This is a genomic window from Dyadobacter sp. HNCC25DJ184 (assembly GCF_056895215.1).
In genome coordinates this window covers 193,181-204,417 of the sequence record NZ_JBXHAQ010000004.1, presented here as the reverse complement: position 1 = coordinate 204,417, position 11,237 = coordinate 193,181, and the positions used below count along the sequence as shown (strand labels likewise).

At 42.0% G+C, this 11,237-nt stretch carries 13 protein-coding genes; 8 read left to right on the top strand and 5 right to left on the bottom strand.

Annotated features, from left to right (window positions below):
- The first annotated feature begins 84 nt into the window (after positions 1 to 84).
- Together AC1XUD_RS07855 and AC1XUD_RS07850 are read left to right on the top strand one after the other, a co-directional pair.
- A complete protein-coding gene (locus AC1XUD_RS07855; protein ID WP_483360420.1) occupies positions 85 to 1,065 on the top strand; it encodes a pyruvate dehydrogenase complex E1 component subunit beta in 981 nt (326 codons plus the stop codon).
- Between the two features lie 191 nt (positions 1,066 to 1,256).
- Positions 1,257 to 1,640 carry a TraR/DksA family transcriptional regulator gene (locus AC1XUD_RS07850; protein WP_483360419.1) on the top strand — a complete coding sequence of 128 codons (384 nt, stop codon included), beginning with the start codon at positions 1,257 to 1,259 and terminating at the stop codon, positions 1,638 to 1,640.
- A 205-nt stretch (positions 1,641 to 1,845) separates the two neighbouring features.
- On the opposite strand, the gene AC1XUD_RS07845 is transcribed toward AC1XUD_RS07850, so the two are convergent.
- Positions 1,846 to 3,072 (bottom strand): metallophosphoesterase family protein, encoded by a 1,227-nt coding sequence (locus tag AC1XUD_RS07845; protein ID WP_483360418.1) that lies wholly within the window; start codon positions 3,070 to 3,072, stop codon positions 1,846 to 1,848.
- A 33-nt stretch (positions 3,073 to 3,105) separates the two neighbouring features.
- Between AC1XUD_RS07845 and AC1XUD_RS07840 the strand changes: the two genes are divergently transcribed.
- Positions 3,106 to 3,906, top strand: a complete 801-nt coding sequence (locus AC1XUD_RS07840; RefSeq protein WP_483360417.1) for a polysaccharide deacetylase family protein — start codon at positions 3,106 to 3,108, stop codon at positions 3,904 to 3,906.
- A 1-nt stretch (position 3,907) separates the two neighbouring features.
- Here the strand turns inward: AC1XUD_RS07840 and AC1XUD_RS07835 are convergent, their stop codons facing one another.
- The 4 genes from AC1XUD_RS07835 to AC1XUD_RS07820 form a co-directional block, all read right to left on the bottom strand.
- Positions 3,908 to 5,026 (bottom strand): acyltransferase family protein, encoded by a 1,119-nt coding sequence (locus AC1XUD_RS07835; protein WP_483360416.1) that lies wholly within the window; start codon positions 5,024 to 5,026, stop codon positions 3,908 to 3,910.
- Between the two features lie 51 nt (positions 5,027 to 5,077).
- Positions 5,078 to 5,599 (bottom strand): KdsC family phosphatase, encoded by a 522-nt coding sequence (locus AC1XUD_RS07830; RefSeq protein WP_483360415.1) that lies wholly within the window; start codon positions 5,597 to 5,599, stop codon positions 5,078 to 5,080.
- A gap of 65 nt (positions 5,600 to 5,664) precedes the next feature.
- Positions 5,665 to 6,465: a Rossmann-like and DUF2520 domain-containing protein gene (locus tag AC1XUD_RS07825; RefSeq protein WP_483360414.1), complete on the bottom strand. Its 801-nt coding sequence runs from the start codon at positions 6,463 to 6,465 to the stop codon at positions 5,665 to 5,667.
- Between the two features lie 44 nt (positions 6,466 to 6,509).
- Positions 6,510 to 7,172 carry a 3-keto-disaccharide hydrolase gene (locus tag AC1XUD_RS07820; RefSeq protein WP_483360413.1) on the bottom strand — a complete coding sequence of 221 codons (663 nt, stop codon included), beginning with the start codon at positions 7,170 to 7,172 and terminating at the stop codon, positions 6,510 to 6,512.
- A 200-nt stretch (positions 7,173 to 7,372) separates the two neighbouring features.
- Here AC1XUD_RS07820 and AC1XUD_RS07815 point away from each other — a divergent pair, with 200 nt between their 5' ends.
- From AC1XUD_RS07815 to tsf, 5 genes are all read left to right on the top strand, one after another.
- Positions 7,373 to 8,086: a hypothetical protein gene (locus tag AC1XUD_RS07815; protein WP_483360412.1), complete on the top strand. Its 714-nt coding sequence runs from the start codon at positions 7,373 to 7,375 to the stop codon at positions 8,084 to 8,086.
- 228 nt (positions 8,087 to 8,314) lie between these two features.
- Positions 8,315 to 8,758: a 50S ribosomal protein L13 gene (gene rplM / locus AC1XUD_RS07810; RefSeq protein WP_483360411.1), complete on the top strand. Its 444-nt coding sequence runs from the start codon at positions 8,315 to 8,317 to the stop codon at positions 8,756 to 8,758.
- 3 nt (positions 8,759 to 8,761) lie between these two features.
- Positions 8,762 to 9,148, top strand: coding sequence for a 30S ribosomal protein S9 (rpsI, locus tag AC1XUD_RS07805; RefSeq protein WP_483360410.1), 387 nt, complete (start codon positions 8,762 to 8,764; stop codon positions 9,146 to 9,148).
- Positions 9,149 to 9,352: 204 nt separating this feature from the next.
- Positions 9,353 to 10,162 (top strand): 30S ribosomal protein S2, encoded by an 810-nt coding sequence (gene rpsB / locus AC1XUD_RS07800; RefSeq protein ID WP_483360409.1) that lies wholly within the window; start codon positions 9,353 to 9,355, stop codon positions 10,160 to 10,162.
- 170 nt (positions 10,163 to 10,332) lie between these two features.
- Positions 10,333 to 11,169 carry a translation elongation factor Ts gene (gene tsf / locus AC1XUD_RS07795; RefSeq protein ID WP_483360408.1) on the top strand — a complete coding sequence of 279 codons (837 nt, stop codon included), beginning with the start codon at positions 10,333 to 10,335 and terminating at the stop codon, positions 11,167 to 11,169.
- The last annotated feature ends 68 nt before the right edge of the window (positions 11,170 to 11,237 follow it).

Sequence of the window (11,237 nt, the reverse complement as noted above, 5' to 3'; positions counted from 1 at the left end):
TGGGTGCTATCTGATGTTTTCTTGATTCTCAACTTTGAAGAAAGCGTTTGATATCCCGGGGACTTATTAATTATAAAATTTCGAATGAAAGAAATTGCATTTAGAGATGCCATTCGCGACGCAATGTCCGAAGAAATGCGTCGGGACAAGAGTGTTTTCCTAATGGGAGAAGAAGTTGCCGAATATAACGGAGCGTACAAAGCAAGTCAGGGTATGCTTGATGAGTTTGGGCCGGATCGCGTAATCGATACTCCTATCGCTGAGTTGGGTTTTGCGGGAATCGGAGTTGGAGCTGCCGGAAATGGCCTTCGTCCGATTATTGAATTTATGACATTCAACTTCTCTTTGGTTGCTATAGATCAGATTATCAATAGTGCGGCTAAAATTCTTTCAATGTCTGCCGGACAATTTGGTTGTCCGATCGTTTTCCGTGGACCAACCGGTAATGCCGGCCAGCTGGGTGCGCAACATTCACAAAACTTTGAAAACTGGTTTGCCAATACCCCGGGTCTGAAAGTTGTTGTTCCGTCGAACCCATACGATGCAAAAGGATTGCTTAAAGCGTCCATTCGTGATAACAACCCGGTAATTTTCATGGAGTCGGAGGTTATGTACGGTGACAAAATGGAAGTGCCTGAGGAAGAGTATATCATTCCTTTGGGCAAGGCTGAGGTGAAACGTCAGGGAAAAGATGTGACGATTATCTCTTTCGGTAAAATGATACCGCGTGTTGTTAATCCGGCGGTTATCCAGCTTGAAAAAGAAGGAATTGATGTAGAAGTAATCGATTTGAGGACAGTTCGTCCTATCGACTATGCAACAGTTATTGAATCTGTGAAAAAGACGAATCGTGCGGTTGTGGTTGAAGAAGCGTGGCCTTTGGCTTCCATTTCATCGGAGCTTGCATTTCACATCCAGCGTCATGCTTTCGACTACCTGGATGCTCCTGTATTAAGGGTTACAAATAGAGACGTTCCATTGCCATATGCGCCTACTTTGATAGAAGAGATTCTGCCAAGTACCAAGCGGGTTGTCGAGGCAGTAAAGACTGTTTTGTATAAATAAATTTATGCTTCCAAAGCCGTAAAAAAACCAATTTTACGGCTTTGCTGTTAATATGGTTGTTACGAATGCATATAGAATTGGTATTCAGCTTTTTATAGAAATTTGGTTGTAAGTATTCATTTATAAATTAAAATTTTGGGGATATTTATTTACTGCGCATCTGATTGTGATCTATTAAATTTATAAAGGTTATGCAAGAAGAAAGGACACGTTATTCGGAAGAAGAATTAAGGGAATTTGAAGAGTTAATTCGTGGGAAATTGGAAAATACGCTCAGTGAATTGAACTACATCAAGACTGGGCTAAGCAAGAAAAACGATACGGGTACTGATATTACGGCTGGATCAGCGAAGCTCGTGGAAGATGGTGCGGATGCAAGTGAGAGAGAAAATCTAAGTCAGCTCGCTGCAAGGCTTCAGAAATATTCTATTCAGTTAGAAAATGCATTAGTAAGAATTAAAAACGGAACATACGGCGTGTGTATAGATACAGGCAAACTGATTCCGAAAGAGCGATTGAGAATCGTTCCTCACACGCAACAAACTATTGAAGCTAAGCTGAAAAGAGCGAGCTAGGGCTCTTTTGGAAGTTGTTTGGTTTTATTTAGCAATCAACTGGAATTTTGAAAGCGAGGGAGGATAGGTTTGTTAGTAGTCGGGAAGTTGTTATTCAAATTTCAAATGCAAGAAGATAAATAGCAAGCGGTCTCCTGCGAGGCTCTGAAAATGGTATTGAAAAGATAATATGGAGCTATCGGTTTAGGCCGGTAGCTTTTTTATTTCAATACTCCTCTGATTCGCTACCCAAAACCTCCTTAAAAACTTCCATTAGGCCCTCCGATGGCTGCTGGCCTTTATTTTTACTTTTAAAATATTCCAAAAACAGTTTGTCAATGCTCAGGCTCAGGTCAATTTCCGAAGGTGATTCGTTTTCGTTAATATTGATAATTTTGGGGATTATCTGCAATATACCCGAATGAGCTTCAAGAAGCCGTTTTTTGTCGCTTACTTCCAGATAGGTGTCCGAAACGATCGTCAGCTCAATCAAGTCGTCGGGATATTGCCCGAGCCAGCTGATCGCATCGTCAATCGAGTCAAATTGTCCCGTGCGGAGCTTTTTACCTTTTTTTAGGAGAACAGGACGATACCCAGTCAATTTTCCTCTTTCTGCATCCAGAATTACCACGTATTTATTCTGATTCGCTTCCGAGAAACTATACGCAAGCGGACTGCTGGAATAGACTATGGGTGGATTCTGATCAACACTATGATATCGATGAAGATGGCCAAGGGCCACATAGTGAACCTCTTTCGGGAAATTCTCCGTATATATGGCCTGAGCTCCGCCAATATGCAAAATAGGTCGCTCTTCATCAGGCTCTTCTTCCGGATTCGGATCACCTTTTTTGCTTACATATAAATGTGTTGTCAGAAGGTTGAATCCATGGGGATCAAGGTGCGTGGCAGCGATATCTGCCCAGTGATTTTGCAAGTGTTCTCTCAGCGCATTTTCAGAATCTTCCATGCCGAGGTATGTTTTTAATCTCTGCTCATTGGCATACGGCGTGTGGATTATCCTCAGTGGAATATCCGTTTTTGGAAGTTTCAATTCAAAAAAGCCAGGTTCCGATCTTAGAAGTTCAATACCACACTGCGTTTTGAAAGGTGCGATCTGCGTATTTGGGTAACCCACAAAAATGATCCCGCAGACCCTGGCAAGCGCGTCAGGAACCTGAATACGCTCAGGAGAATCATGGTTACCAGCAATGGCGATGACGGCTCTCGCCCCGTTGTCAGACAAGCGATGGAGTGTACTATATAAAAGCTCGGTTGCCTCTGAGGATGGATTGAAATTGTCAAACAAATCACCTGCTATGACAACCGCGTCAACGTTTTCGATATCGGCTATCTCGCAAATTTCACTCAGAACTTGCCGCTGTTCATCCAGGCGCGAGAAGTTATCAAGTCTTTTTCCAATATGCCAATCGGCCGTATGCAGGATTTTCATGGGTAGTGATTATTTTAGCGAAAATAACAATCCATGAGTTATCGTCAGTGCTTCTGTATTCTTTTATTCCTGGCTTTTTGTAATGTTTCCTGTCAGACAACACAAAAATCCAACGCAAAAGCCGGTATTGCGATATCCTTTGACGATCGTTTTATTGATCAATGGTATGAGTTACGTCCGTTGCTTCAGAAATATAATGCCAAAGTTACCTTCTTTATTACCTGCCCGGATTCGCTTGCTGCCGATGAGATTCAGAAGTTGAAAATACTTCAAAGCGAGGGACACGAAATCGGATTTCACGGTACCATTCATGGCCGGGCTACTGAATTGATCGCAGCTTCTGGTCCGGGAGGATATCTGTCTACAGAGATTATACCAGGCTTAACGAATTTGAAAAAGGCCGGCTTTTTGCCCACTTCCTATGCGCATCCCGGAGGCAATCACAATGAACAGGCAGATTCTATATTGTTTACACAAGGCTTCAGGATATTGAGAGACGTGGCCATTTCCAGGCGGAAAATGTACGGCATACCGCTCTTCACAATCGCTCCACGGTTGATGAATTCGATATTCTATGATTTTGATAAAAGAAGAGAAGTGGATGCGCTACTGATAGACACTTCGGCAGAAGTTTCAGAAGATCAGATAGACGACGCCCTGCATCGCGCCAAAGAGCAAGGAGAGGCGGTTATGCTTTTTGGTCATGAACCTCTGTCGACGGATTCGAAAGTAGGTGCTTATGGTTTTGATGTAATTTTTCTCGAAGGTATATTGGCAAAAGCCGATCAACTCGGATTGAAATTTTACACCATGTCAGAGCTTCCTGATCAATAGATTACCTTCCAAATTTCCTGTCCTTAAATGCAAGAAGCGGTTTTTCGAAGAAATGGAACGACAACGAAGCCACGCCGATAGAACCTAGAAAGGATGCAGTATATATCACTGCTTCATATTTGCTGCCATGAAATGCTGGAAAATATGTTTTCATCACGTTAATCAGAAATACGATGACTGCGACGTGGTATATATAAAGTCCATATGATATTTTCCCCAAATAACTCATCACTGGATTTTCCAGACTAATGATCGAGTCGGGATTGCAGGACAGATTGAGAATGAAAAATCCGAAGAAAACTGAATAGACTTCCAGAAAACCAAAAAAGTGAACGCCCGAAAAGAACATTGACAATAAAACTACATATACCGCTACCTGCAAATCCTTGCGGAATAATATTGAGAGAATGTTGGTTTTGTTATGAAAGACGAGCCAGGCACAGAAGCCTCCCAATGCCATCGTTTGTATCCTGAATTGTCCGATAAACGTATAAATCATCACCTCCTTTTTAGCCCAGCTCGCCTCCGAAAGGTGTAACCCGGCCCAAAGCAGAAGTATGGTTACTGAAATAAACAGCAGGAAAATTTGAGGACGTTTTTTGCGATATTTGATGAGCCACGGCCATAAATAATAGAATTGTTCTTCCACACCAATCGACCAGGCTTGCGCACACCAGTAAGGTAGTTCGTAAAGTACGAAAGCGTAATTTGGTAACACCAACATTAATAGTAGCAGGCGCTCTCCATACTCCTGCTGCATTTTTTCGGCAGTGCCAGGATAGTGAAACAGCTCTAGGTGCGGGAAAATGAGAAGCGACGAAAGGACAATTAAGAAATAAATAGGCCATATTCTGAATACGCGCCGCAGATAGAATTTCTTAGTATCAATGTTGCCAAAACGCGCTCTTTCTTCCAGTAACAGATAAGAAATCAGAAAGCCACTTAATACAAAAAACAAACCTACACCAAGCCTTCCAGCATGTTGAATTATGGAAAATTCGTAAATGTTGGGAACGTTAAGAGCGTGTTTGGCTTGTTCAAGATGGTGGAATAGTACCAACAATGCGGCTATACATCTGATGCCGTTAAGATTGGGGAAATAGCGTTTAGAGTTTGACAACTGAAGGAATTAAAACTTAGAAAATATACTGTTTGGGTTAAGGTGCGAGCGTTAATTAAACCAGCTCATCCATTTCCCTTGAGCTTTCAATACTTGCTCAATAAGATCTCTTACAGCTCCACGCCCACCATTTTTTGGAGAGACATAATCAGCTATTTCAACAATTTCGTCGGCAGAATCGGCAGGACATGCGCCCATTGCACCGGTTAGCATCACCTCATAATCAGGAAGATCATCGCCCATAAACACGATTTCATCTTCTGAAAGGCCGTTGTCAGCAATGTATTTCTTATAGATTGGAAGTTTTCCATCAGGCGAACTGCCCATAAATATTTCTGAAACGCCCAGATATTCAAGCCTTTTACGCACCCCAACCTGATTTTGAGCAGATATAATTGCCACCCGGTACCCAAGTTTTACAGCGCGGTTGATACCATAGCCATCGCGAACGTTAAAAATCCTGGGCTGTTCTCCGGTTTCAAGTGCAATTACACTTCCGTCGGTCATCACTCCGTCTATATCAAAGATAAATGTTGTAATTCTTTTGAAACGTTCGTTAACAGTCGAATTCATTCGTTACGGTGTTTAAGGATCGTGCAAATATAAATGAACTTTTTCCGGATCAATTATCTATTCTGTCAGCTAAGATATCGTTGCTCGATTTTCTCTGTGAGGGTTTGATAAATTTCAGCCCAGTCTTCATTGGAATCTAAAAGATATTCCAAATGCCGGGACGTGATATTCCGGTCTCCCCGTCGTGCTGGTCCGGTTAATCCTTTCGAAGGGTCGTCCAAAGACAGCACTTTATTGATTGTGGTTTCAATCAATGGTTTCAGCAGGTCGAAATCAAGAGATTCCCTAGTCACTAAATCATGCGATATGCTCAAAAGGTGCGTTGTGAAATTACTGGCAAACACAGCCGCAACGTGGAGCACGAACCGATCATAAGAGTTGAGTTTTGTTACGTTATCACTAACGCTGTGAGCCAACTTTATCAATAAATCTTCCGCGCTGCTATTTCTTGACTCCACACAGAACGGTATATCCTGATAAACCAGCGGCGTATGTTTGGTAAAAGTCTGCAACGGATATAATACGCCGGTCGCCACCTGAATGTCACTATAAACATCTACTAATCTTTGCAAGTCAGCCAGAGACTTGGTGCCGGAAGTGTTGGCGACGACAACATTTTCCGGAAATACAATTTGCTCCATCACAGCCTCGAGCGAGTCATCTGAAACAGCAATTATAATAATCTGCGCTTCACTGTCAGAAAAATTAAGTGATGTAATAACGTCGGTGTCATATAGAAGAGCAGCCAGTTCACGGGCGTTTTCTGTATTTCGACTATATACTTCACATATCCAGTGACCAGCTTCTTCCAAAGCCTGAGCCAGGTGCCATGCAACATTACCAGCGCCGACAAATGAGATTTTCATGCTTCAACTGTTGAAATCTTCGGGTTTGTTAAATGGAATTATTGTTAATTCACGACTGGTGCTGTTTGTTCTGGCGATGTTACGCCTGACGGGAGTTCCATGATACGAACGTTTCGAAAATGTATTTCTGCACCCTCTGCCTCCAGACATATATACCCCTTTTTCCGCTCCGACGCCCTTAGACCATTGACGAATTTTCCGTTCACTGATAATTTAACGGTCCCGTCGACACATACAACCACATACTTATTCCATTCACCTTTTCCCTTACACCTTTTCTCAATTGACTTACTCCTCGGGCCCCTCGGATTGTCAGGAATAGCTTTCATGCCCATCGTCGGGAATAGTTCTCCATGAACATAGGCATCGGTTTCATGATGTTGGTTGGCCCAGTCAAGTTCAAGCATTTGTACCTCAATAGCTTTTGTCAGCGGGTCGCTTTCGAATGGAGTGCCTTCGCTCCATATAAAGACTCCCGAATTGCCTCCCGCTTCCATATGTTTCCATTCGATTTCCAGAATAAAATTTTCGTATTGCCTGTCGGTCCGCATGACGCCAATCGGCAATCCGGAGCATATCAGCGTACCGTCTTTGATTTTCCAGGTTTCTTTGGAGGTATTCACGTCTACCCACCCGTCCAGGTTTTTGCCATTGAAGAGAGGCTTGAAAGAGAGATCAGATTCCTGCGCGATCAATGGGGATGACATCAGGACAAAACAAATAAATAGCGCGGGCAGCTTAAAGGGTACTGAGAATTTTAATCTGATTGTCATCTTTCCGATAGGTGTAGTTGGTTAATAATTTTGTGACCTAGTCCCTCGTCCCAAGGTATAAATGCAAATGGATTCATATTTCGATTTTATTTGAAAATATACCTGTTTTTCAATTTTCATCAAACAAATCTAAAATGAAAGGACTTAAAACCGCCATGCTATTGTTGTTGTTCGGGTCGGGAATTTGCGTTGGGCAACATCAATACAAAGGTGAAACTGCGGTGGACGTTGGTATCGACGTAGGAATCGGGCTGAAAGGCGATGCATTTTCTCCGTCCATATTATATCATGAGGACCCCGCATTTCTGCGAGGGAGAAGATTTAAAGCAAGTGTTGGTATAAGGGCTTGGGGACTGTATAGTGGCGGCAAAGATTTAATTTCCCAAAATAATGCTGCATCACGTGACACATTGAAATTCAGAACAATTTCCGTCAATGGAGCTAGTTTTGTTGGAGGGGCAAGCTTTAAAATCTGGAAAGTTCTTTTTGGAGCAAACACAGATCTGCTGGGTTTGGCCTTTGGGTCTAAAAGAAACGGTTTTTATGCTAAACCAGTTAATGCTAGCGGAGAAAGTTCGGTATATTATGACAAGTTTGTAGCCGCCTCTCCAACACTAATCAATTCTGTTCCCCTATTATTTCGTCGACGAACAGGGCAGAGCGAGGTTTTCCTCAGAGTGTATATTAACCGGTATATAGGTTTAAAACTAGGATATCTTTATACAAGAGTAACATATGGAACGAATAAAGTCGATAACAAAAAGGTAGTACTTGACAATGGTCAAAAACATTTCTCGTCATCTTATGGCATGCCTTACGCTGCACTTAGCTTTTCAATAAGCAACTAGTATGACGAAGTTTACGAATGGAAAATGAGAATGAATTTGTGGATTTACACTTCCTTAGTATCTCTCTCAATTTGAAGGTATACGCCACTTGCCGGAAGTGTGTGGATAAAAAACGCAAACATACTTGTAATTCAATTTGTTAAACTCTATATTTGCACTCCCATTTTGCGATGGGACTGTCTTGTTACAGTGTAATTTATTGAAAATCAATTAAATATTTTGTTAATCGTGGATACGTTAAGCTACAAAACCATCTCGGCGAACAAAAACACAGTAAACAAGGAGTGGGTTGTTGTGGATGCTAAAGATGCAGTTCTTGGTCGTTTGGCCAGTGAAGTTGCAAAAATGATCAGAGGCAAACACAAAACAAACTACACTCCTCATGTGGATTGTGGTGATAATGTTATCATTATCAACGCCGATAAAGTAAAGTTGACTGGAAAGAAAATGACGGACAAAGTTTATGTTCGCCATACAGGATATCCGGGAGGTCAACGTTTTCAGACTCCCCGTGAGTTGCTCGAAAAACACCCAGGGCGTGTGATCGAGAAAGCCGTAAGAGGTATGCTTCCTAAAAATCGTTTAGGACGTCGTTTGTTCACCAATCTGTTTGTTTATGCTGCGGCGGAACACCCGCACAGTGCACAGCAACCAAAAGAAATTCAGTTGTAATTCATGGAAGTTATCAACACAATAGGTAGAAGAAAAACAGCCGTGGCCCGTATCTACCTTACGCCCGGCAAAGGAGAAATCAACGTCAATGGCCGTGATTTCAAAACGTATTTTCCATTTGAGGTTCACCAGATTATACTTCAGCAACCATTTTCAACTGTAAGCGGTGGAAACGGATACGATGTTAAAGTAAACGTAAGAGGTGGTGGTGTTTCAGGTCAGGCGGAAGCTATCCGTATGGCAGTTTCACGCGCCTTGGTAGAATACAACGGAGAATTCCGTCCAGCGTTGAAGAAAGAAGGATTCTTGACTCGTGACCCGCGTATGGTTGAACGTAAGAAATACGGTCGCCGCAAAGCACGTAAGAGATTCCAGTTCTCTAAACGTTAATTTTTTGTCAGGTGCGGTCAGTAACTGGTCATTAGTAGTCAAGATTAGTCAGACATTGTTTAATTACAACAAATGACAACCCTGGCAGTAAATGGCAAAACCTGACAAGCATTGACATAAAATAGTCCAGGCAGTACTTATCGTGCCCGATGTATTGCGCTGCGTATTAAGTTGTTAAAAAAAATATTCAAAACTAATTTGGCAATGGCACAAATAGAATATAAAGAATTATTGGATGCAGGTGTACACTTTGGTCACCTTACCCGCAAGTGGGATCCACGTATGGCTCCGTATATCTTCATGGAGAAAAACGGGATCCACATCATTGACCTGAACAAAACGTTGAATTGCCTTGAGCAAGCCGAGGCTGCTATCAAGCAAATCGTTCGTTCAGGACGTAAGATCATGTTTGTAGCTACTAAAAAACAAGCTCAGGAGATCGTTTCAGAAGAGGCAAAACGTTTGAAGATGCCTTACGTTACTGATCGTTGGTTGGGTGGTATGCTAACAAACTTTGGTACGATTCGCAAGTCTTTGAAAAAAATGCAGACTCTAGAGAAGATGCTAAAAGACGAAACCACGGTTAACAATATTGCGAAGAGAGAACGCCTGATGCTTACTCGTGAAAAGGACAAGTTGGAAAGGGTACTTGGTGGTGTAGCGGACCTTACCCGTCTTCCGGCAGCACTTTTTATCGTTGATGTAAAACGCGAGCACATTGCTGTTTCAGAAGCTAAAAGATTGAACATTCCAATTTTTGCGATCTGTGATACAAACTCAAATCCAGATTTAGTTGATTTTCCTATTCCAAGCAATGACGATGCTTTTAAAGCAATTTCATTGATAACGCTTGCAGTAGGTAAAGCAATTGAAGAAGGCTTGATGGAGCGTAAGCAAGATAAAGACGATCAACGTCTGGTTGAAGAAGAAGAAGCAAAACGTCACGCTGACAAAGGTGAAGGAGAAGCGTCTGCTGCTGCAGCGCCAACCGTTGCTGCGAGCGACGAAGAATAGTCAGGGCAAAGAATTTCATTTCTTTCTATCTGAACAGATAAAGATAGCCCATAGCCACCTTGCTATGGGCTATTGTTTTTTTAAGTCAAAAAATCATAATTCCTGAGCGAGCATTTAAATCATTTCAACGGAATTATCAGTTTTAAATAAAAACCATATTCAATAAAATCATGGCAATTACTGCACAAGATGTAAACAAACTGCGCCAAATGACGGGTGCTGGTATGATGGATTGCAAAAAGGCTCTTCAGGAAGCTGATGGAGATTTCGATGCAGCCGTTGATATACTTCGTAAACAAGGACAAAAAGTAGCTGCAAAACGCGCAGATAACGCAGTTTCTGAAGGAGCTGTTCTTATTGCGATCAGCGCGGATGGCAAAAATGGCAAATTGGTTGCTTTTGCATGCGAAACTGAACCGGTTTCAAATGTTGAAGACTTCAAAAACCTTGCTCAAAGCATCCTTGATATAGCTGTTTCAGGCGATATTCAGGATAAAGAATCATTGCTTTCAGCCACACTTTCAGATGGCCGTGCGGTGTCTGAGCATATCATTGACCTGACTGGAAAGTTGGGAGAGAAACTTGAGATAGTATCTTACGAAAACGTATCTGCTGATCAGGTTGTTCCTTACATCCACTCTAATGGAAAATTGGGAGTTCTTGTAGCCTTCGAAGGGGTTGATGGAAACGACGTAAGTGAACTTGGTAAAGACGTAGCAATGCAGATTGCAGCTATGAAGCCTATCGCTTTGGATAAGGACGAGGTTGATTCTGCAACTGTAGAACGCGAAATCGAAGTAGGAAAAGAGCAGGCAAGAGCTGAAGGGAAGCCGGAAGCGATGCTGGAGAAAATTGCTTTGGGCAAACTGAACAAGTTTTATAAAGACAATACGTTGTTGAATCAGGAATTTGTTAAAGACTCGTCATTGACAATCCGTCAGCTGATTGAAAAAACAGTTAAAGGTCTTTCCGTGAAGTCTTTCAAGAGAGTTTCGATTGGCGGATAACTGTTAATTTATTCAGAAATATTTTACCTTACGCCTGTGTATTATAATACCAGGCGTAAGGTGTATAA

What these genes read in the sequence shown, in the direction of transcription:
- AC1XUD_RS07815 (WP_483360412.1), top strand. Translation starts at nt 7,373, where the DNA reads ATGAAAGGACTTAAAACCGCCATGCTATTGTTGTTGTTCGGGTCGGGA.
- rpsB (WP_483360409.1), top strand. Translation starts at nt 9,353, where the DNA reads ATGGCACAAATAGAATATAAAGAATTATTGGATGCAGGTGTACACTTT.
- AC1XUD_RS07850 (WP_483360419.1), top strand. Translation starts at nt 1,257, where the DNA reads ATGCAAGAAGAAAGGACACGTTATTCGGAAGAAGAATTAAGGGAATTT.
- AC1XUD_RS07825 (WP_483360414.1), bottom strand. Translation starts at nt 6,465, where the DNA reads ATGAAAATCTCATTTGTCGGCGCTGGTAATGTTGCATGGCACCTGGCT.
- AC1XUD_RS07820 (WP_483360413.1), bottom strand. Translation starts at nt 7,172, where the DNA reads ATGTCATCCCCATTGATCGCGCAGGAATCTGATCTCTCTTTCAAGCCT.
- rpsI (WP_483360410.1), top strand. Translation starts at nt 8,762, where the DNA reads ATGGAAGTTATCAACACAATAGGTAGAAGAAAAACAGCCGTGGCCCGT.
- tsf (WP_483360408.1), top strand. Translation starts at nt 10,333, where the DNA reads ATGGCAATTACTGCACAAGATGTAAACAAACTGCGCCAAATGACGGGT.
- AC1XUD_RS07840 (WP_483360417.1), top strand. Translation starts at nt 3,106, where the DNA reads ATGAGTTATCGTCAGTGCTTCTGTATTCTTTTATTCCTGGCTTTTTGT.
- AC1XUD_RS07855 (WP_483360420.1), top strand. Translation starts at nt 85, where the DNA reads ATGAAAGAAATTGCATTTAGAGATGCCATTCGCGACGCAATGTCCGAA.
- AC1XUD_RS07830 (WP_483360415.1), bottom strand. Translation starts at nt 5,599, where the DNA reads ATGAATTCGACTGTTAACGAACGTTTCAAAAGAATTACAACATTTATC.
- AC1XUD_RS07845 (WP_483360418.1), bottom strand. Translation starts at nt 3,072, where the DNA reads ATGAAAATCCTGCATACGGCCGATTGGCATATTGGAAAAAGACTTGAT.